This is a genomic window from Streptomyces sp. CNZ287 (assembly GCF_007827615.1).
This window is the reverse complement of the sequence record NZ_VISV01000006.1, coordinates 83,873-103,882: the sequence shown is the minus strand read 5'-3', so window position 1 is coordinate 103,882 and position 20,010 is coordinate 83,873. Positions and strand designations below refer to the sequence as shown.

Here is a 20,010-nt window from a genome sequence, read left to right as displayed (position 1 = left end):
CGGCGGCGCACGGATTAAGTGCTTCCGATGCGTTCCTCAAGAGAGTCTTAAGGCTCGTGCCCGGCGCCCGTGTTGCGATTTTTGCCCGAGTCGGGGCCACTAGCGTGCGTAGCGTTCCTCGGGACGGCGCGGAGGCGGTGGTCTCCAGCCGTGCCGAGCGGTGCGGGCCGTCCCCCCACCGCCTCCCCTCAGCGGGCTCCGCGGCCTCGCCGCGGACCGGCAGCCGCCGGGGGGAGGCGGGCCCGTGCCCCCCGGTCCCGGCGGCGCCGGGGTCACTCCCAGGGCACCTGCGCCGAGCGGTAGAAGTCGATGCCCATCGCCTCCCACCGCGGGCCCTGCGCCACCAGCCGGTCCCGGTAGCCGTCCCAGCCGAGCTTCGCGGCCGGGGACCAGCCCAGCTCGGCGGCGCCCGCGGCGCGCGGGAAGGCCATGAACTCGATCTGGTCGCTGGTCGACAGCGTCTCCGACCACAACGGCGCCTCGACGCCGAGGATCGCGCTCTCGGGCACGCCGCCGCGCATGTACGTGCCGGGGTCCCAGTCGTAGGACTGCCGCACCTCCACGTACCCGGCCCAGCTCAGCCCGAGGGGCGTCCGCGCGTGGTACTTCATGTCCAGATACGTCCTGTTGGCCGGCGACAGCACCAGCGGCGTCCCCGCCTTGGCCGCGTCGATGACCTCCTGCTCGCCGCCGGTGGTGCCCCAGTACTGCGCGACGGTGCCCTCGGCGGGGCTCGCGGTGATCTGGTGCCAGCCGACGACCGTCTTGCCGTACCCGGCGACGATCGCCTGCGCCCGCTCCATGAAGGCGACGTACTCGTCGTGCGGTGTGGAGTGGGCCTCGTCGCCGCCGATGTGGAGGTACCTGCCGGGCGTCAGCTCGGCCAGCTCGCGGATGACGTCGTCCACGAAGTCGTACGTGACCTCCTTCGGCACGCAGAGCGAGCTGAAGCCGACGCTCGTGCCGGTGTAGAGCGGCGGGGCGACGCCGTCGCAGTTCAGTTCGGCGTACGAGGCGAGGGCGGCGTTGGTGTGGCCCGGCATGTCGACCTCGGGCACGACGGTCATGTGCCGGCTGGCGGCGTACGCGACCAGCTCGCGGTACTGGTCCTTGGTGTAGTAGCCGCCGGGGCCGCCGCCGACCTGCGTACTGCCGCCGTACTCCGCCAGGTTCGGCCACGAGTCGATCGCCAGCCGCCAGCCCTGGTCGTCGGTGAGGTGCAGGTGCAGGGTGTTGTACTTGTAGAGCGCGAGCTGGTCGATGTAGCGCTTGACCTGCTCGACGGTGAAGAAGTGCCGCGCCACGTCGAGCATCGCGCTGCGGTACGCGAACCGCGGCTCGTCGGTGATCCGCCCGCCGGCCACCGGCCACGGCCCGTCCTGCCGGGTGTCCGCCTCCACGGCGGGCGGCAGCAACTGGCGCAGGGTCTGGACGCCGTGGAAGAGCCCGGCGGGGGCGGCGGCGGAGATCAGCACGCCGTCGGCGCCGGAGGTCAGCTCGTAGCCCTCGGTGCCGACGGCCGTCTTCAGCTTGGCGCTCAGCCGCAGCTCCACGTCGCCCGACTTGCTGCCGACGGGCAGCTCGAAGCCGGTCGAGGGGCGGAGCACGCCGGCCAGGTACTCGCCCGCGCCCCGGGCGGACGCGGCGGCGGCCGAGCTGCCGGCCGGCACCCGGATGGCGGTATCGGCGGTGATCTCGTACGGGCTGCCGCCGGGCGCGACGGCGGCGGGGGCGGGGATGACGGAGTCCAGGGCGGCCGGCGCGGCGGCCCGCCGCCCGCCGTCCGCCGTGCCGGGCGCCGCCGCGCCGCCGGCGCCGGCGCCGGCGGCGACGGTGAGCAGCAGCGCGACCCCCAGGCGCGCGAGGGAGCGCGGGGAGCGGTGCGGGGGAGTCCTCAGGCGGTGACCTCTCACAGTGGTCCCTTCGGGGCTGCGGATCGTGCGCATGACGTGGACATTCCCAGACGTACCGCCGGTGTCCGCACCGGTCAAGGGTGTAGACCATTCTGACGAGGGGAAGGAAGAATTCCTGCCCGATTCCGGGCAGATTTCTTGCGGAAGTGAAGATCATCAAGCAGTATCGACGGGTGCACGACGACCTCATCGACCACCTGACACGCAGCGCGCCGCTCAGCCGCGGCGAAGCCGCGCGGGTCGTGCAGGACGTCCTGGCCTACTTCGACGAGACGACGCCCGCGTTCGTCCGCCGCCGCCACCGCGAGCTGCAGGCGGCCGGCCTGGTGAACGACGAGATCTTCGACCGGATCGCCCGCGAGCTGGCGCACCGCGCGGTCGCCCCGCCCGAACTGACCCGGCGCCAGCTGCGCCGCCTCGTCTACGGCTAGCCCCCACCCTCACCCTCTCCCGACAGGAAGCGAACGATATGTGCGGAATCGTTGGTTACATCGGCAAGCGCGACGCCGCGCCGCTGCTGCTCGAAGGGCTCCAGCGGCTGGAGTACCGGGGCTACGACTCCGCCGGCGTGGCCATCGCCGCCCGCTCCGGCGCGCTGAAGACGGTCAAGGCCAAGGGCCGGGTACGTGACCTGGAGGCCCGGCTGCCCAAGCGCTTCGCCGGCGCCACGGGCATCGCGCACACCCGCTGGGCCACCCACGGCGCCCCCAGCGACGCCAACGCCCACCCGCACCTGGACGAGGCGGGCAAGGTCGCCGTCGTCCACAACGGGATCATCGACAACGCCGCCGACCTGCGCGCCAAGCTCGCCGCCGACGGCGTCGAGCTGACCTCCGAGACCGACACCGAGGTGCTGGCCCACCTCGTCGGCCGCTCCGTCGCCGCCACCCTGGAGGAGGCCGTACGCGAGACGATGCTGCTGGTGGAGGGCACGTACGGCATCGCCGTGCTGCACGCCGACCACCCCGACCGCATCGTCGTCGCCCGCAACGGCTCGCCCGTCGTGCTCGGCATCGGCGAGCGGGAGATGTTCGTCGCCTCCGACGTCGCCGCGCTGGTCTCGCACACCCGGCAGGTCGTCACCCTCGAAGACGGCGAGATGGCCACGATCAAGGCCGACGACTACCGCACGTACACCACCGAGGGCTCGCGCACCTCGTCCTCGCCGGAGACGGTGGAGTGGTCGCCCGAGTCGTACGACATGGCGGGTCACGACACGTACATGCACAAGGAGATCTGCGAACAGGCCGAAGCCGTCGACCGCGTGCTGCGCGGGCGCATCGAGGACCGGTTCTCCACCGTCCACCTCGGCGGCCTCAACCTGGACGCGCGCGAGGCGCGCGCGGTGCGGCGCGTGAAGATCCTGGGCTGCGGCACGTCGTACCACGCGGGCATGATCGGCGCGCAGTTGATCGAGGAGCTGGCGCGGGTGCCCGCGGACGCCGAGCCGGCCAGCGAGTTCCGCTACCGCAACCCCGTCGTCGACCCCGACACGCTCTACGTCGCCGTCTCCCAGTCCGGCGAGACGTACGACGTGCTGGCCGCCGTGCAGGAGCTGAAGCGCAAGGGCGCGCGGGTCCTCGGCGTCGTCAACGTCGTCGGCTCCGCCATCGCCCGGGAGACGGACGGCGGCATCTACGTGCACGCGGGCCCGGAGGTCTGCGTGGTGTCCACCAAGTGCTTCACCAACACCGTCGTCGCCTTCGCCCTGCTCGCGCTCCACCTCGGCCGCATCCGCGACCTGTCCGTCGCCGACGGCCGCCGCGTCCTCGAGGGGCTGCGGCGGCTGCCGGAGCAGATCGCCGAGATGCTGCGCGGCGAGGACGAGATCCGGGCGCTGGCGAAGGAGTACGCGCACGCCCGGTCGATGATGTTCATCGGCCGGGTCCGCGGGTACCCCGTGGCCAGGGAGGCGGCGCTGAAGCTCAAGGAGGTCAGCTACATCCACGCCGAGGCGTACCCGGCCTCCGAGCTGAAGCACGGCCCGCTGGCGCTCATCGAGCCCGAGGTGCCGACGGTGGCGATCGTGCCGGACGACGAGCTGCTGGAGAAGAACCGGGCGGCGCTGGAGGAGATCAAGGCGCGCGAGGGCCGCATCCTCGCGGTGGCGCACCGGCGGCAGGAGAAGGCGGACCACACGATCGTGGTACCGCGCAGCGAGCCGGAGCTCGACCCCCTCCTCATGGGCATCCCGCTCCAGCTCTTCGCGTACCACACGGCGCTGGAGCTGGGCCGCGACATCGACAAGCCGCGGAACCTGGCGAAGTCGGTGACGGTGGAGTAGGCGCGGGCGGTGGCGGCGGCCGGCCGTGAGGCCGGCCGGCCGCCGTCGTGTCTCACCCGCGGCCGCCGCAGGCCGGGCAGTCGGGGCGGCGGGGCAGCCGGACGGTCACCTCGTCGCCGGGCACCATCAGGTTGAACCCGAAGCGGACGCCGGGTTCGAGCGGCGGGATGCCGGTCAGCAGGGCCAGGGCGCCGTACGCGACGAGCGCGCCGGAGAGCCCGGCGGTGACCGCGTTGGCCGGGTTCCACGGCAGGTGCGCGGAGGTGCCGGGCTCGTCCGCCCCGGGGGCGAGGCCGAGGTCGGCCCGCTGCCTGGCCTGGTCGTGCAGGCACTCCCAGCACCCGCCGGTACCGGGCCGGTGGACGCCCGCGGTGACCAGCGGCCCGCTGTAGCCGCCGTCCACCCACGGCAGTCCCGCGGCCAGGCAGGCCCGGTTCGCCCAGCGCCGTATCTGCGGCGGCCCGTCGGCGCCCAGCACGAACACGTCGTACGGGGGCGAGGAGACGACGAGCGCGGCCAGCTCCGCGGCGGTGGCGATGCGGCGCACCTCGCCGGTGACGCGGATGTCGGGGTTGAGGGCGGCGAGCCTGGCCACCGCCGCCTCGGCCTTCCGCTGCCCCAGGTCCGCCTCCGCGTACAGCAACTGCCGGTTGAGGTTGGACAGTTCCACCCGGTCGTCGTCGACCACGTGCAGGTGGCCGACGCCGGAGGCGGCCAGGTGCCAGGCGGCCGCGCCTCCCGTACCCCCGACGCCCAGGACCAGTACCCGGGCCTCCTTCAGCCGCAGTTGCGCCTCCCACGCGCTGGCGCGGGCGCCCAGGTCCATCCAGCGGAGCAGCGGTACGCCCCGGCTGTAGCGCTCGGCCTCCCGCGGCGAGAACCGTGCGGGCAGCGGCGCGGCCGCGTCCTCCAGGAAGCCCGCCGCGGCCAGCCGCTCCAGCGCCGCGGTGACGTCGCCGGGTTCGATCTCCTCGTGCCGGGCGCGCACGGCGGTGACGATGTCGCGCGTGCTGCGGCTGCCGTCGGCCGCCTCGACCAGCGTCCAGACCCAGCCCCGCGGGTCCTCGATCTCCGCGCCGACGCCGTAGATCACGCTGCCGATACGGACGTTTCCCGCCACGGTGCGATAGCCGCGGTGCTCCGGTTTGACCCGGGGCCGTGCCCACTCTCCCACCGCCATACCCCACTCCAGGATGATGCGCCAGGAAGCCTTGCACCGACCCGGCCCAATGTGCACTACTGAGTGAGTCGTTTCAAGCACACAGAGTGGACAAGGGCGGGAGGGAGGCGCAATGCAGGAGATCAGGATCCGTCGTCTCGGCAAGAAGGAGACGGCAGGCGACAGCAACCCCAGCGGCGAGTGACGTCGGTCGGCGTCCCCGCGCTGGCGCGGTACCGCTACCCCACCGTGGACGACCTCACCCGGACCGCCCGCGACCTGGCGCGGCGCCATCCGTCCCGCTGCCGGCTGCGGCAGATCGGCGAATCCCGCGCGGGGGAGCCGCTCTGGCTGCTCTCCGTCGGCCACGGCTCCCGGAACGTCCTGGTGGTCAGCGGCGCGCATCCGAACGAGCCGGCCGGGGGCGCGGCCGTCGCCGACCTGGCCTACCGGGCCGTACGCGGCGGGCGCGGCGGGGCCGGCGCGCGCGACCGCCGCCACGACCGCGACGCCGCCTGGCACTTCCTGCTCTGCCTGGACCCGGACGGCGCCCGCCACACCGAGCCCTGGACCCGCCACCCCGGCACCCTGGAGCGCCAGCTCCGCCACTTCTACCGGCCCGCCGCCGACCAGCAGCCCGAGTGGCTGCCGTTGCCGGGCGGCCGGGCCGCGCCGCTGCCGGAGACCCGGGCGCTGCTGACCGTGCTGGACGAGCTGCGCCCGGCGGTGCAGTTCTCCCTGCACGCCAACGATGTCGGCGGCGCCTGGGTGCAGCTCACCCACGACCTGCCGGGCGCCCGCGCGGCGCTCGCGGACGCCGCCGCCGGCCTCGCCGTGCCGCTGGCCGCCGCGCCCGTGGACACGCTGCACATGCCCGGCGCCGGGCCGGGCGTCTTCCTCATGGCCGCGGGGGCGGGGCTCGACGCCAACGTCGTGCACCGCGACTGGCTGACCCGTTCGACGTGGTTCCACCCGCTGCGGTACGGCACGGTGACCGCCGTCGTCGAGACGCCCGTCTGGGCCGTCGAGGGCGTCGCCGACCTCCGGCCCACCGGGGCGCCGGGGCTGGTCGTGGGACAGGCCGTGGGGCGTCTGCGGGCGCAGGCCGACCGGTTGGCGGGGCTGCTGGACGAGGCCCGTACCGGACTCGGCGACGCCCCGGGGCCGTTGCTGGACGCCGCGGGCTGGCTCACCGAAGCCTGCTTCACCAACGCCGCGCAGTGGTCCGCGCCGCCCTCGCCGGGCAGCCCGCCGCCCGCGGCGACCGCGGGCGGCGCCCTCGCGCTGCGCATGGCCGCCCGGCGGCTGCCGCTGCGGGCGGCGGCGATGCTCGCCCGCGCGACGGACGGCCGTCCGCTCGGTCCCGCGGCGGAGACGCTGCTCACCCGCTGGCGCCGCAGCTACGCGGCCGACTTCGGGCCCCGCTGGATCCCCGTACGCGACCAGACCGCCCTGCAGACGGAGTTCATCGCCCGCCTCGCCCGCCTGGCCCTCGACTCCGCGCCCCGCAGGGACGGCTCTCCCGCGAACCGTCGCCGCGGGGGGTGACGGGGCCCCGTCCGGGCCGACGCTCCGGGGCGCGGCGGAGGGTGCCGTACGGAGCGTGGGCGTGACGCGGTCCCGGTGGACCGGTGGGTCCGCGGCGGAGCCGCAGCATCCCGGACGTGAGGCGAGAGCCGGGCCCGTGGGAACGAAGCAGCCGCCACGCGCGGCGAAGCCGCTCCAACCCCGGCGTGGAAGCGAGGACCCGGAGCCACCGGCCCCGTTCAACCCGCCGCCCCCAGGGGAGGCGAAAGAGCGGCCCTCTGCGCGTGCCACCACGTCGCGCAGAGGGCCGCCTCCCCTGTGCCGGCGTCGCCCAATACGCCGGCGGTGCCGCTGCCGTACCGGGGACCGTCACCTCCCGGTCGGCAGCGCGTCGTCGTGTCCCCTATATGCCCCTCACAAATTCACAACCCACATCTACCCGCGAGTAGATTTCTCCGGGGAGGCGCGACGGCGCGCACCATGGGCGCGACCGGCGCAAACGTGCGCGGGAGCGGCTACGGAACGACCACGACGGGCCGTTGCGCCCGCCGGGCGAGGCGGCCCGCGACCGAGCCGAAGATGCGGCCCACGATGCCCTGCGTGGAGCCGACCACGATGGCGTCGGCCTCGTACTCCCGGCCGACTTCCTCCAGTTCGTGGCAGATGTCGCCGCCGCGCTCGACGAGGATCCAGGGCACGTCCGACAGGTAGTCGGCGCAGGCGAGTTCCAGCCCGAGGACTTCGGTGCGGTGGTCGGGGACGTCCACGAAGACGGGCGGCTCGCAGCCGGCCCAGACGGTGGTGGGCAGCCGGTTGGCCACGTGCACGATGATCAGGCCGCAGCCCAGACGCCGCGCCATCCCGACCGCGTAGGCGAGGGCGCGTTCACTGGACATGGAGCCGTCGAAGCCGCAGACGACGCCGTGCTTGAAGGCGGGATCGCAGCCTTGGCGCGGCTCGGCCGCCGCCTCCAGGTCCGCCGTGGGATCGGCGACCGGCTTGCGGTCCGCGGGTTCGGGGAATTCGTGACCGGCCATCGGTGTCTCGGCGAAGGGAATCCTCGTGGCTGGAGGGACACGGCTTGCTGTGTCCGCGCTTCCTGTGTCCGGGAATCATCTTCCCAATCCCGTACAACAAGGGTACGGCGACACTACCTCCCTTGCCCAGGGGCGGGCGGCGGTATGCCAGGTGGCCCGGCGAACGGTTCACAGGAGCATGCCCCAGTGCGGCGTCCCGCGCAACGCCGACCGGTCGGCGCGGTGGCCCGGTGATCGGTCTCGGGCACCGCCGGGGGCGCACGGCGGCGGCGCTCGGGGATCACGCCGCCGCCCTTCGTGCCGCCCCCCACGCTTCCGTGCGCTGTCGCCGCGCCCCCGGGGGCCGTGGTCGCCGCCGCGAAGGCAAACGTGGCACGTGCGCCGGGGTCGCGCCGCAGGACACGGCGCGGGCGCGACGGGCACCGGCGTTTTCGCGGCTGGGCGCGGGCGTACGCCCTTGGTTGAGGGGACAACCTCCTCTGACCCGATCTTTTCGGCCAACTTCCCTTCTGCACATCGGAGTTGCAAGACTTGAAGCTGGAACGTTCCGGGCTCGGGGGGCTGGGGGCGCAGTCGGGGCGCACGAGCCCTGCACGTCGGAGAACCGGAGGGGGTGGCCTTCCCTGACGCGTGAACGAGTGGAACCGTTCGCGATCGAAAGCTTCACGCCAGGTTTCCTTGTCGACATAGAGGCAGGGCCGAACCCGGCACGCGTGTCACACAAGAGCCGCTCTACCTGTCGTTATAGATGCGGGGCTGAAGCTGTCCGGTCCGCCGGACGACACACAGTAGATTTGATCTTGGCCGAGAGACCGAGATCGTCCCGGGGGTGTAGGTGCAGGACGCGGAGGAAGAGAGAAGCGAGGGGGCTTAGCGTCATGAGCCAGGACTCCACCGGAGCGGGCGCAACGATCCGGTCCGGCGGGCCACGCACACCCGAGGCGGCGGCAGCCGCGGTGCGGACCGAGGCGGTGCGGGGCGAAGCACCGCGCCCGCCCCGGCGGCGCCGTGAGGTCGTCGCCGTGCTGCTGTTCAGCGGTGGCCCCGTCTTCGAGAACTCCATCCCCCTCTCCGTCTTCGGAGTCGACCGCCAGGACGCCGGCACCCCCCGGTACCGGCTGCTGGTCTGCGCCGGTGAGGACGGCCCGCTGCGTACCACCGGCGGCCTGGAGCTCTCCGCTCCGTACGGGCTGGAAGCGCTGGCCAGGGCCGGCACCGTCGTCGTGCCCGCGTGGCGCTCCATCACCCAGCCGCCGCCCGCCGCGGCGCTGGACGCGCTGCGCAGGGCGCACGAGGACGGCGCCCGCATCGTCGGGCTGTGCACGGGCGCGTTCGCGCTGGCCGCGGCCGGACTGCTCGACGGCCGCCCGGCGACCACGCACTGGATGTACGCGCCGACGCTCGCCAAGCGCTACCCGTCGGTCCACATGGACCCGCGCGAGCTGTTCGTCGACGACGGCGACATCCTCACCTCGGCGAGCACGGCCGCCGGCATCGACCTGTGCCTGCACCTGGTGCGCCAGGACCACGGCGCCGAGGCCGCCGCCGCGCTCTCCCGGAGGCTGGTGGTGCCCGCGCGGCGCGGCAGCGGCCAGGAGCGCTACCTCGACAGGTCTTTACCCGAGGAGATCGGCGGAGACCCGCTGGCGGAGGTCGTCGCCTGGGCGCTGGAGAACCTGCACGAGCAGTTCGACGTGGAGACTCTGGCGGCCCGCGCGTACATGAGCCGACGCACGTTCGACCGGCGGTTCCGCTCGCTCACCGGCAGCGCTCCGCTGCAGTGGCTGATCACCCAGCGGGTGCTTCAGGCGCAGCGGCTGCTGGAGACGTCGGACTTCTCCGTGGACGAAGTGGCGGGTCGCTGCGGCTTCCGGTCGCCGGTCGCGCTGCGCGGGCACTTCCGCCGCCAGCTCGGCTCCTCCCCGGCCGCGTACCGGGCCGCCTACCGGGCCCGCAACCCCCAGTCCGTACCGCCGCCGGAACCCCCCACGGTCCCGGCGCCGCGGCGCCCGCAGCCGCCCGGCGCGGCCGGGCCCGCGGGGGTCGCGGGCGGGGGCGCGGACGGTGCGGAGAAGCCGCAGTCCGACGCGTTCGCGCCCGGCCACACCGAGCCGCACCCGCCGCGGCACCGGGGAGCGCTCGTCAGGCGCGCGACCGTACCGGGACAGCGGGACCGGCACGTAGGGTGAGGGCCATGAACGATCGGATGGTCTGGATCGACTGCGAGATGACGGGCCTCTCGCTGATCGACGACGCGCTCGTCGAGGTGGCCGCGCTCGTCACCGACTCGGAGCTCAACGTGCTCGGTGACGGCGTCGACATCGTCATCCGGCCCCCGGCCGCGGCCCTCGCCTCCATGCCCGACGTCGTCCGCGCCATGCACACCGCCTCCGGCCTGCTCGACGAGCTGGCCGGCGGCACGACGCTGGCGGACGCGGAGCGGCAGGTGCTCGCCTACGTACGCGAGTTCGTCCCCGAACCCGGCCGCGCCCCGCTCTGCGGCAACTCCGTCGGCACCGACCGCGGCTTCCTCAGCCGGGACATGCCGAACCTGGAGGGCCACCTGCACTACCGCATCGTGGACGTCTCGTCCGTCAAGGAGCTGGCCCGCCGCTGGTACCCGCGGGCCTACTTCAACAGCCCCGAGAAGGCGGGCAACCACCGCGCGCTGGCCGACATCCGGGAGAGCATCGCCGAACTCCGCTACTACCGGGAGGCGGTCTTCGTCCCCCCGCCGGGCCCGGATTCGGAGACCGCCAAGGCCATCGCGTCCCGCCACACGCTGGCGGCGGACGGCTCGTAACGAAGCCCCCGCGGCCCGGGGAAAGCCGGAGGCGAGCACCGCCGGCGACCCTGTACACTTCTATACGGCCGGTGCGGAAGCATCAGCTCACGGTGGGTGTAGCTCAGATGGTAGAGCACCTGGTTGTGGTCCAGGTGGCCGCGGGTTCAAGTCCCGTCACTCACCCTCTTCGGTCAGGGCCCGTATCGCTTCGGCGGTGCGGGTCCTGACGCGTGTCCGGGCGCTACGGTGCGTGGTCGCTCAGTCGGAGGCGGCGGCGCGGCGGGCGGCGTAGGTGCGGGCCTTGGCGCGGTTGCCGCAGCCCTGCATCGAGCACCAGCGTTTGCTGCGGTTCTTCGACGTGTCCCAGAACGCCTCGTGGCAGGTGTGCTCCGCGCAGCGCTTGAGGCGGGCCGCGTCGCCGGTGATCGTCAGCGTGCTCCAGGCGAGGGCCAGCTCCGCGACCGCCCGCTCCGCGGGCGTGAGGCCGGGAGCGGGGACCGGAGGGCCTGCGGCGGTGGGGTGGAGGGGGAAGCGGGTCAGGGCCGCGTCGGCCGCCGCCGTGACGGCGGGGTCGGGGGTGTCGCCCACGTGGGCGCCCAGGTGTTCGCGGATGCCCGCGCGCAGGGCGACGGCCGCCGCGTGCAGGCCCGGGTCGGGGGTGCCGGTGACCGGCAGAACGTGCGTCGTCAGCCAGGCGGCCAGCTCGTCCGGGGTGCTCAGGGTGTCCGTGCCGGCGTAGATGTCCAGGGTGTTGGCGAAGTCGGCCACCAGCTCGGCAGCCCGAGGAGGTGTGCGCATACGGACCACTTTACCGGCTATCGCGTTTGGTGGTAACTTCCCTCTCACCGGTAAACGGCTTTGGTGGTTAGAGGGGGCGTCATGGGTGCAGCCGGGGTGCTGGAGAGTGATCGGCTACGGACCGGGCGGGACACCGGGCGCCGCAACACCGCCGTCCTCGTCGCGTTCACCGCCGTGACGAACCTCGCCGACGGCGTGGTGAAGATGGCCCTGCCGCTGCTCGCCGTCCGTGCCGGCGGCTCTCCCGCGCAGGTCACCGGGGTGGCGCTGGCCATCTCGCTGCCGTGGCTGCTCGTCGCCCTGCACGCGGGCGTGCTCGTCGACCGCGTCGACCGGCGCCGGCTGCTGTGGATCGTCAACGTGCTGCGGCTGCTCGCCATGGTGCCGCTGCTCGCCGCCGCCGCGAGCGGCGACCTCTCCGTGGCGCTGCTGGCCGCCGCCGGTGCGGCCATCGGGGTCGCCGACGTCGTCGCCTCCACCGCGGCCACCGCGCTGGTCCCCGCCGCCGTCCCGCCCGCCGGGCGGGACAAGGCGAACGCATGGGTGGCCGGGGCGGAGACGGTGTTCAGCGAGTTCGCCGGGCCGTTCGTCGGCGGGCTGCTCATCGCGGTGGGCGCCGGCTGGGCGCTGGGTGCGACCTGGGCCGCGTACGCCGCGGCGGCGCTCGTGCTGCTGCTGCTCGCCGGGCGGTTCCGGGCGGGGGCCGTGGCGTACGAGAACGGGGACGAGGCGCCCGCGACCACCGTCAACGGGCAGATCGCCGAAGGGCTCCGCTACCTCTGGCGGCACCGCCTGCTGCGCTCCCTCTCCCTCATCCTCACCGTCCTCTCCGGCACCTGGGGCGCCTGGCTCGCGCTCATCCCGCTGTACGCGACCCGCGACATGGGCCTCACCCCCGGCCAGTACGGCGTGCTGCTCAGCGCGCTGGGCATCGGCGGGCTCCTCGGCGCCACCACCGTGACCTGGCTCAACCGGCTGCTGGGCCGCCGCCGCGTGATGCTCGCCGACCTCTTCGGCACCGCCGCGATGGCCGCCGTCCCGGCGCTCACCGCCGACGCGCGCGCCGTCGCCGCGGCCGCGTTCCTCGGCGGGCTCGGCGGCACGCTGTGGACGGTCAACAGCCGCACGGTCGTCCAGCGGGCGGTGCCGGACGCGATGCTCGGCCGGTTCAGCTCCGCGAGCCGGATGTTCGCCTGGGGCGCGATGCCGCTGGGCGCCGGGCTGGTCGGGCTGCTCGCGGAGTTCGCCGGGCCGCGGGCGGCGTTCGGCTTCTTCGCGGTGGCCTCGCTGCTGACGGTCCCGTTCTTCCTGCGGGCGGCCGCGCGGGGCGCGGACACCCTGCGCTGAGTCTTCGGCCAAGATTTTTCCCGGCGGATGTCGAGAACCGGCGCGCGGCTCCGTCCCCGGGGTGAACGCGGCCCACAATGGGCCGTACCTCGGCAAGGAGAAGATCATGGCCAAGTACCTGCTGCTCAAGCACTACCGCGGCGCGCCGGCGGCGGTCAACGACGTCCCGATGGACCAGTGGGAGCCGGAGGAGGTCACGGCCCACATCCAGTACATGCGTGACTTCGCCGCCCGGCTGGAGGCCACCGGCGAGTTCGTCGGCGAGCAGGCGCTCGCCCCGGAGGGCACCTTCGTCCGCTACGACGGCGAGGGCCGGCCCCCGGTCACCGACGGGCCGTTCGCGGAGACCAAGGATCTGATCGCCGGCTGGATGGTGATCGACGTGGAGACCTACGACCGCGCGCTGGAGCTGGCCGCCGAGCTGTCCGCCGCCCCGGGTGCGGGCGGCAAGCCGATCCACGAGTGGCTGGAGATCCGCCCGGCCTACGGCGTGCAGGCCCCGGCCGCCGAGTGAACGAGTCGCTGCTGCGGGAGCTGGTGCCGGAGGTCATCGGGGTCCTCGTCCGCCGCGGAGCAGACTTCGCGGCGGCCGAGGACGCCGTACAGGACGCCCTGGTCGAGGCCGTGCGCGGCTGGCCGGAGGGCGACGCGCCGCGGGACCCCAAGGGGTGGCTGATCACGGTGGCGTGGCGCAAGTTCCTCGACACCGTACGGGCCGAGAGCTCTCGGCGGCGGCGCGAGGAACGGGTCGAGGCCGAGCCCGCGCCGGACGGGGGCGGGGCGGTGGACGACACGCTCCAGCTCTACTTCCTCTGCGCGCACCCGTCCCTGACGCCGGCCTCGGCCGTCGCGCTGACGCTGCGCGCGGTCGGCGGGCTGACGACGCGGCAGATCGCGCGGGCGTATCTGGTGCCCGAGGCGACCATGGCACAGCGGATCAGCAGGGCGAAGCGGACGGTCTCCGGGGTGCGGTTCGACCAGCCCGGGGACCTGGCGACCGTGCTGCGGGTGCTGTACCTGGTGTTCAACGAGGGCTACTCCGGGGACGTCGACCTGTCGGCGGAGGCGATCCGGCTGACGCGGCAGTTGGCGGCGAGGACGGGTGCGGCGGTGGCGAGAAGGGCCGCGGCCGGGGGCGAGGGCGCCGGGGCCGGCGGCGAGGAAGTCGCGGGGCTGCTGGCGCTCATGCTGCTCCACCACGCGCGGCGGCCGGCGCGTACCGGCGCGGACGGCAGGCTCGTACCGCTCGCCGAGCAGGACCGCGGGCTGTGGGACACCGGGCTGATCGCCGAGGGCGTCGGGATCCTCCAGGCGGCGCTGGCCCGGGACCGGCTGGGGGAGTTCCAGGCGCAGGCGGCGATCGCCGCGCTGCACGCGGACGCCCCGACGGCGGCGGAGACGGACTGGGTGCAGATCGTGGAGTGGTACGACGAGCTGGTACGCCTCACCGGCAGTCCGGTGGCCGGACTCAACCGGGCGGTGGCGGTGGGCGAGGCGGACGGTGCGCGGGCGGGGCTGGCGGCGCTGGCGGAGCTCGATCCGTCGCTGCCGCGGTATACGGCGGTGGCGGCGTACCTGCACGAGCGGGACGGCGACACGGAGACGGCGGCCGGGCTGTACGCGCAGGCGGCCCGCTCGGCGCCGAACATACCGGAGCGGGACCACCTGACGCGGCAGGCCGCGCGGCTCAACGCGCGGCTGCGGGGGTGAAGGGGGCGGTGGCGCGCGGGCGGGTTGGGGGGCGTGCCGGTGACACCGGCCGGGTCACGGGCTGCTGTCGGTGGGGCGGCCTACCCTGGGGTGGGTGTGCGGGGTTCGGGGGGCGGGTTTCGGCGTCCGGCGTCGGCGTTCGGGTCCGGTGACGCGTGTGCCTGCCGGGCCACCGGCGTCGCGTCCTCGGTGGCCCGGGCTGCTGTCGGTGGGGCGGCCTGCCCTGGGGTGGGTGTGCGGGGACGGTAGGGGGCCAGGGGGTTGCGGAGGGTTCCCACCAACTGGAGGGCCGCCGACGGGTCCGTCAGGTCGACCATCTGCCGGTTGTTCCGCAACTGCAGCCTGTTGAGGCACGACAGCGCGAACTCCGGCGCGAACAGGTCGTGCCGCTCGAACCGGTCCGCCAGGTCCGGCACCGCCGCCCGGTAGTCCCGCGCGCACTCCGCGACCGTCCGCCAGAAGTCCTCCTCTCCCAGCACCCCCGCCTCGTCCAGCAGCGGCGCCAGGAAGCGGAAGAAGCAGTCGAAGACGTCCGTGAAGACCGACAGCAGCTGCATGTCGTCCGGGACCTCGGCGCGGATCCGCTCCGCCGCCGGCGGCAGCGGCAGGTCCGGGTCCATGACCACGACCTCCTCCGCGATGTCCTTGAAGAGCGCGCGCACCACCGCCCCCGCCTCGTCCAGGACCAGGATGACGTTCTCGCCGTGCGGCATGAACGCCAGCCCGTACGCGTAGAAGGCGTGCAGCAGCGGCGTCAGATACGCGTCGAGGTACCGCCGCAGCCACACCTCGGGCGCCAGCCCCGAGCCCTCGACCAGCGCCGCCGCCAGCGGCCGGCCCGCGCGGTCGGTGTGCAGCAGCGCCGCCATCGTCGCGAGCCGCTCGCCCTCGGCGAGCCGCGGCACCGGGCTCTCCCGCCACAGCGCGGCGAGCATCTTGCGGTACGGCGAGCCGGGGGCGGTGGCGGCCTCGTACGCCTCGTGGCGGTAGCCGGCGGCGGCCAGTTCGCGGAGGACCACCAGGCCCGTGCCGCGCAGCACCTCGTCCTGGTCGACCAGCCCCGCGACCCAGTCGTTGATCGCCGGCGTGGCCTCCATGTACGCGGCGGAAAGCCCGCGCATGAAGCCCATGTTGAGCACGGACAGCGCCGTCTTGACGTAGTGCTTCCGGGGTGCGGACGTGTTGAAGAAGGTGCGTATCGACTGCTGCGGCTGGTACGTGTCCTCGCTCTCGCCGAGGTACACCAGCCGGCGCGCGGCGACCTCGCCCGCGAAGGTGACCGAGAGCTTGTGCTCCCACTGCCAGGGGTGCGCGGGCATCAGCAGGTAGTCGTCCGGGGCCAGGCCCAGAGCCCGGAGGCGGGCCGCGAAGCGGTCCAGCACGGCGGGCCCCAGCTCCGCGCGGAGCAGCGTGTCGTAGTCGAGGTCGGCGGCGCAGGTGAAGGCCGCCCGGTCGCGGTGGGCGGCGAGCCAGACGAGGCGGGTGCGGGCGCCGGTCTCGGGGGCGTACGCGCGGTAGTCCGCCGCGCCCAGCCCCAGGCGGCCGTTGTTGGCGACGAAGCAGGGGTGGCCCTCCGTCATCCCCGCCTCGATCCGCTGGAAGTCCGCGGTCGCCAGGTCCGGGTCCTCGGGCCCGGCGAGCTTGTACGCGCTGCTCGCCAGCGTGGACGTGATCTCCTCCAGGTACACCGGCAGCACCTCGGGGCTCAGCCCCAGCGGCTCCCGGAGTCCGGCGAAGAACCGCAGTGCGTCGGGCGCCGAGCCCTCCGGCGGGTCGCCGGGGGCGTGGCGGGTGACGGTGCGCGGGTCGACGCGCCAGTGGTCCAGCGCGTAGCGCCGGGCCTCGAAGCGGTATTCGGCGTCCCCCGCCCGTAGCGCGTACGAGCCGACCCCCCGCGGCTCCGGCGTCAGCAGCCGCTCGTGGGTGAACTCCCCGATGGCCTTGGCCAGCAGCCGGCGGGTCGCCTCCGCCCAGTGGCCGGGGGTGAGGTGCCCGGTGGGGTCGGGAGGGGCCGGCGCCTGCGAGGCGGCGAACTGCTCGCGGGTACAGAAGCTCAGCAGCGCCTCCTTGCCCGGCTTCCCCGGGGCGCCCGGTATCCGCACGCGGCGCGCGACGCGGAAGCCCACGGCCTCGTTGAGCGCGTGCACCGCGGTGTTGCGCGCGTCGGGCTCGACCACGACCCGGCGCACCGCCGGGTCGGCGAAGAGCCACTCCATCACCGCCGTGATCACCGCGCGGGTGAAGCCGTGCACGGGGGTGCCGGCCGGCGCGGTGAGGAAGTGCATGCCGACGTCGCCGTCCTCGGCGGCGTAGACGCCGGTCAGCTCGCGGTGCGCCGGGTCGTAGCGCTCGGCGAGGAACGCGGGGGTGCCGTCGGCGAGGCCGAGCCAGGCGTCGTGGTGCGGATCGGCGGCGATCCGCGCGTACTCCTTCTCGACCTCCTCCGGCGTGCAGCCCTGCATGAGCCAGAACGCGGCCTTCGGATCGGTGACCCAGGTGTGCAGCAGCGGCGCGTCCAGGACCGGGTCCAGGGGGCGCAGGGTGAGTTCCATCAGGCCGGCGCTCCGAACTCCTGGAAGGCGATGGACTTCTCGACCGGGTAGACCTCGCGGCCCGTCATCTCCCGGATGATGCAGGAGTTGCGGTACGCGGCCATGCCCAGGTCGGGCGCGGCGAAGCCGTGGGTGTGCAGCTCGGCGTTCTGGACGAAGACCTCGCGGCCCGCGTGGTCGACGGTGTAGTTGCGGGCGACGGCGAAGCGTCCCTGCTCGTCGCGCGCGAGGCGGTCGGCGATGCCGGCGAGGAAGGGCGGCTCGGCGTAGCGGTAGCCGGTGGCCAGCACCAGCCCCTGGGTGGCTAGCTCGAAGTCCCGGCCCTGCTCCTCGTGGCGCAGCCCCAGGGTGTACGTGCCGTCCGCGTACCCGGCGGAGACGAGGGCGGTGTTGGTGAGCAGCCGGGTGGGCACCGGGCCGCGGCGGGACTTGACGTAGAGGAGGTCGAAGATGGCGTCGATCAGCTCGGTGTTGATGCCCTTGTAGAGGCTCTTCTGCGCGGGGCCCAGCCGGTCGCGGACGGGCGCCGGCAGCGCGTGGAAGTAGTCGACGTACTCGGGGGAGGTCATCTCCAGCGTCAGCTTGGTGTATTCCAGCGGGAAGAACCGCGGCGAGCGGGTCACCCAGGTGAGGTGGTAGCCGTCGGGGCGCAGGTCCTGGAGGAGGTCGTAGTAGATCTCGGCGGCGCTCTGCCCGCTGCCGACGATCGTGACCGACTCCTTGTCCCGCAGCCGCTCGCGGTGCTCCAGATAGCGGCTGTTGTGGAGGAGGTCGCCGCCGAGGCCGCGGCACGGCTCGGGTACGTACGGCGGCGTGCCGGTGCCGAGGACGAGGCGGCGCCCGCGGTACGTGCCGCGCGGGGTGCGGACGACGTACGTGCCGTCGGCCGCGTCCCGTACGACGGCGGTGACCTCCTCGCCGAAGCGGACGCCGGGGAGTTGGGCGGCGGCCCAGCGGCAGTAGTCGTTGAACTCCTCGCGCAGCGGATAGAAGTTCTCGCGGATGTAGAAGGAGTACAGCCGCCCGGTCTCCTTCAGGTAGTTCAGGAAGGAGTACGGGGACGTGGGGTCGGCGAGCGTGACCAGGTCCGACATGAACGGCGTCTGGAGCGTGCTGCCTTCGATGAACATCCCGGAGTGCCAGTCGAAGTCGGGCTTGCGCTCCAGGAAGACGCCGTCGAGGCCGTCGACCGGCGCGGACAGGCAGGCCAGGCCCAGGTTGAACGGGCCGAGGCCGACGGCGACGAAGTCGTGGACGCGGGTCTCAGCGCGCGGGGACTGGCGGGGCTGCCGGGCCTGCGGGGACTGCGGGGACTGCCGGGCCTGCGGGGACTGCGGGGGCTGCTGGGTCGGCGGCGGGGGCTTCGGGGACAAGGGACTCTCCGGTGTGGTCGGCGGCGTGCGCGGCTATGAGGTCGAGGACGGCGGCCAGGTCCTCGGTGGTGGTCTCGGGGTTGAGCAGCGTGAACTTCAGGTGGTGCCGGCCGTCGACCTTGGTGCCCGCGACCATCGCGGCGCCGGAGGCGGCCAGCCGTTCACGGGCGCGCAGGTTGGCGGCGTCGACGCGGGCGGGGTCGGTGCCGGCGGGGCCGTCCGGGACGTAGCGGAAGACCAGCGTCGACAACTGCGGCCGTACGACGACCTCGAAGCGGGGGTCCGCGTCGAGGAGCCGCCACCCGGCCCCGGCGAGGTCGCAGACCTCGTCGAAGAGCGCGCCGACGCCGTCGGCGCCCATGACGCGCAGCGTCAGCCAGAGTTTGAGCGCGTCGAACCTGCGGGTGGTCTGGAGTGACTTGTCGACCTGGTTGGGGATCTGCTCGGCGGCCATGCGCTCGGGGTTGAGGTAGTCGGCGTGGTACGTCGCGTGCCGCAGGGCCGCCCGGTCCCGTACCAGCACGGCGGAGGAACTGACCGGCTGGAAGAAGGACTTGTGGAAGTCGACGGTCACCGAGTCGGCGCGCTCGATGCCGGCGAGCAGGTGCCGGCGGCGGCCCGAGACCAGCAGCCCGCAGCCGTACGCCGCATCCACGTGCAGCCACACGCCGTACCCGGCGCACACCCCGGCGAGCTGTGCCAGCGGATCGACGCTGCCGAAGTCGGTGGTGCCCGCGGTGGCGACGACGGCCATGGGGACGAGGTCGTCGCGCTGGAGCCGCGCGAGGGCGGCCGCCAGCGCGGCGGGCCGCATGCGGCGCTCCGCGTCGCACGGCACCTCGACGACGGCCTCCTCGCCGAGGCCGAGGAGCGCGGCGGCCTTGCGGACGCTGAAGTGGCCGTGCGCGGAGGCGAGGATGCGCAGCCGGGGCAGGATCTCGGCGGTGCGCAGCCCGGTGCCCCGCTGCTTGCGCACGCCGTCGCACGCCTCCTCGCGGGCGAGCAGGAGCGCATGCAGGTTGGACTGGGTGCCGCCGGAGGTGAACACGCCGTCCGCGGCCGGGCCGAGGCCGATGCGGGCGGCGGTCCAGTCGATCAGGCGGCGTTCGATGAGGGTGGCGCCGGCGGACTGGTCCCAGGTGTCCAGGGAGGAGTTGACGGCGGAGAGCACCGCCTCGCCGAGGACGGCGGGGATGACGACGGGGCAGTTGAGGTGGGCGAGGTAGCGCGGGTGGTGGAAGTAGACGGCGTCGCGCAGGTAGAGCCGGTCCAGCTCGGCCAGCGCGGCGCCGGCGTCACCGAGGGGGAGGTCGAGGTCGACGGCGTCGACGACCGGGGCGAGGGCGGGGGGTGTGATGCCCGTGAACGGGCGGTCTGCATGGGCCAGTCGGGCCGCGATGTGCTCGACGCCTGCGGTGACCGTACGACGGTAGGCACCGGCGGTGCGGTCGTTGAGCAGGTGGGACCTCATGGATGGTGTCCTCACGACGGGGGCCAAAAACTTAGGGAAGCCTAACCTAAGTAA

15 protein-coding genes and 1 tRNA gene are annotated in these 20,010 nt (G+C 73.9%); 9 read left to right on the top strand and 7 right to left on the bottom strand.

Translation table 11 applies throughout. The features are described 5' to 3' along the window. Positions 1–272 precede the first annotated feature (272 nt). The gene (locus FB457_RS13795) at positions 273–1,913 is read right to left on the bottom strand and encodes a beta-N-acetylhexosaminidase (RefSeq protein WP_145782052.1); all 1,641 of its coding nucleotides are present in this window, start codon (positions 1,911–1,913) and stop codon (positions 273–275) included. A gap of 173 nt (positions 1,914–2,086) precedes the next feature. Here FB457_RS13795 and FB457_RS13790 point away from each other — a divergent pair, with 173 nt between their 5' ends. Both FB457_RS13790 and glmS read left to right on the top strand, forming a co-directional pair. After that, positions 2,087–2,344, top strand: coding sequence for a hypothetical protein (locus FB457_RS13790; protein ID WP_047019935.1), 258 nt, complete (start codon positions 2,087–2,089; stop codon positions 2,342–2,344). Between the two features lie 38 nt (positions 2,345–2,382). Continuing rightward, positions 2,383–4,197: a glutamine--fructose-6-phosphate transaminase (isomerizing) gene (glmS, locus tag FB457_RS13785; protein ID WP_047015915.1), complete on the top strand. Its 1,815-nt coding sequence runs from the start codon at positions 2,383–2,385 to the stop codon at positions 4,195–4,197. Between the two features lie 52 nt (positions 4,198–4,249). On the opposite strand, the gene FB457_RS13780 is transcribed toward glmS, so the two are convergent. Continuing rightward, positions 4,250–5,377: a ThiF family adenylyltransferase gene (locus tag FB457_RS13780; RefSeq protein ID WP_145782051.1), complete on the bottom strand. Its 1,128-nt coding sequence runs from the start codon at positions 5,375–5,377 to the stop codon at positions 4,250–4,252. A gap of 180 nt (positions 5,378–5,557) precedes the next feature. On the opposite strand from FB457_RS13780, the gene FB457_RS13775 reads away from it, so the two are divergent. Beyond that, entirely contained in the window at positions 5,558–6,904 is a 1,347-nt protein-coding gene (locus tag FB457_RS13775) for a M14 family zinc carboxypeptidase (RefSeq protein WP_047015913.1), read from the top strand. 494 nt (positions 6,905–7,398) lie between these two features. Here the strand turns inward: FB457_RS13775 and FB457_RS13770 are convergent, their stop codons facing one another. Next, positions 7,399–7,920 carry a universal stress protein gene (locus FB457_RS13770; protein ID WP_047015912.1) on the bottom strand — a complete coding sequence of 174 codons (522 nt, stop codon included), beginning with the start codon at positions 7,918–7,920 and terminating at the stop codon, positions 7,399–7,401. 956 nt (positions 7,921–8,876) lie between these two features. On the opposite strand from FB457_RS13770, the gene FB457_RS13765 reads away from it, so the two are divergent. The 3 genes from FB457_RS13765 (at position 8,877) to FB457_RS13755 (ending at position 10,888) form a co-directional block, all read left to right on the top strand. Beyond that, the gene (locus FB457_RS13765) at positions 8,877–10,109 is read left to right on the top strand and encodes a helix-turn-helix domain-containing protein (protein ID WP_486589031.1); all 1,233 of its coding nucleotides are present in this window, start codon (positions 8,877–8,879) and stop codon (positions 10,107–10,109) included. 5 nt (positions 10,110–10,114) lie between these two features. Next, entirely contained in the window at positions 10,115–10,723 is a 609-nt protein-coding gene (gene orn, locus FB457_RS13760) for an oligoribonuclease (protein WP_047015911.1), read from the top strand. Positions 10,724–10,815: 92 nt separating this feature from the next. Next, positions 10,816–10,888 (top strand) — tRNA-His (locus FB457_RS13755). 75 nt (positions 10,889–10,963) lie between these two features. On the opposite strand, the gene FB457_RS13750 is transcribed toward FB457_RS13755, so the two are convergent. Then, the gene (locus FB457_RS13750; RefSeq protein ID WP_047015910.1) at positions 10,964–11,503 is read right to left on the bottom strand and encodes a CGNR zinc finger domain-containing protein; all 540 of its coding nucleotides are present in this window, start codon (positions 11,501–11,503) and stop codon (positions 10,964–10,966) included. Between the two features lie 81 nt (positions 11,504–11,584). On the opposite strand from FB457_RS13750, the gene FB457_RS13745 reads away from it, so the two are divergent. The 3 genes from FB457_RS13745 to FB457_RS13735 all read left to right on the top strand — a co-directional run bounded on the left by FB457_RS13745 (position 11,585) and on the right by FB457_RS13735 (position 14,560). Beyond that, on the top strand, positions 11,585–12,850 hold the full coding sequence (locus FB457_RS13745) for an MFS transporter (RefSeq protein WP_145782049.1): 1,266 nt from the start codon (positions 11,585–11,587) through the stop codon (positions 12,848–12,850). A 106-nt stretch (positions 12,851–12,956) separates the two neighbouring features. Continuing rightward, positions 12,957–13,364, top strand: coding sequence for a YciI family protein (locus tag FB457_RS13740; RefSeq protein ID WP_047019933.1), 408 nt, complete (start codon positions 12,957–12,959; stop codon positions 13,362–13,364). Further along, complete coding sequence (locus FB457_RS13735) at positions 13,361–14,560, top strand: RNA polymerase sigma factor (RefSeq protein WP_047015908.1); 1,200 nt, start codon at positions 13,361–13,363, stop codon at positions 14,558–14,560. Before FB457_RS13740 ends, FB457_RS13735 begins: the two co-directional genes overlap by 4 nt. A gap of 80 nt (positions 14,561–14,640) precedes the next feature. Here FB457_RS13735 and FB457_RS13730 read toward each other — a convergent pair whose 3' ends face one another. Genes FB457_RS13730 through FB457_RS13720 form a run of 3 tightly spaced genes read right to left on the bottom strand, consistent with a single transcriptional unit; the run spans position 14,641 to position 19,956 of the window. Further along, on the bottom strand, positions 14,641–17,112 hold the full coding sequence (locus FB457_RS13730; RefSeq protein ID WP_486589028.1) for a GNAT family N-acetyltransferase: 2,472 nt from the start codon (positions 17,110–17,112) through the stop codon (positions 14,641–14,643). Then, complete coding sequence (locus FB457_RS13725) at positions 17,112–18,485, bottom strand: lysine N(6)-hydroxylase/L-ornithine N(5)-oxygenase family protein (protein ID WP_047015906.1); 1,374 nt, start codon at positions 18,483–18,485, stop codon at positions 17,112–17,114. The genes FB457_RS13730 and FB457_RS13725 overlap by 1 nt, the downstream gene beginning before the upstream one ends. Then, entirely contained in the window at positions 18,376–19,956 is a 1,581-nt protein-coding gene (locus FB457_RS13720) for a pyridoxal phosphate-dependent decarboxylase family protein (RefSeq protein WP_047015905.1), read from the bottom strand. Before FB457_RS13720 ends, FB457_RS13725 begins: the two co-directional genes overlap by 110 nt. Positions 19,957–20,010 lie beyond the last annotated feature (54 nt).

What these genes read in the sequence shown, in the direction of transcription:
- glmS (WP_047015915.1), top strand. Translation starts at nt 2,383, where the DNA reads ATGTGCGGAATCGTTGGTTACATCGGCAAGCGCGACGCCGCGCCGCTG.
- FB457_RS13780 (WP_145782051.1), bottom strand. Translation starts at nt 5,377, where the DNA reads ATGGCGGTGGGAGAGTGGGCACGGCCCCGGGTCAAACCGGAGCACCGC.
- FB457_RS13770 (WP_047015912.1), bottom strand. Translation starts at nt 7,920, where the DNA reads ATGGCCGGTCACGAATTCCCCGAACCCGCGGACCGCAAGCCGGTCGCC.
- orn (WP_047015911.1), top strand. Translation starts at nt 10,115, where the DNA reads ATGAACGATCGGATGGTCTGGATCGACTGCGAGATGACGGGCCTCTCG.
- FB457_RS13750 (WP_047015910.1), bottom strand. Translation starts at nt 11,503, where the DNA reads ATGCGCACACCTCCTCGGGCTGCCGAGCTGGTGGCCGACTTCGCCAAC.
- FB457_RS13745 (WP_145782049.1), top strand. Translation starts at nt 11,585, where the DNA reads ATGGGTGCAGCCGGGGTGCTGGAGAGTGATCGGCTACGGACCGGGCGG.
- FB457_RS13740 (WP_047019933.1), top strand. Translation starts at nt 12,957, where the DNA reads ATGGCCAAGTACCTGCTGCTCAAGCACTACCGCGGCGCGCCGGCGGCG.
- FB457_RS13730 (WP_486589028.1), bottom strand. Translation starts at nt 17,112, where the DNA reads ATGGAACTCACCCTGCGCCCCCTGGACCCGGTCCTGGACGCGCCGCTG.
- FB457_RS13720 (WP_047015905.1), bottom strand. Translation starts at nt 19,956, where the DNA reads ATGAGGTCCCACCTGCTCAACGACCGCACCGCCGGTGCCTACCGTCGT.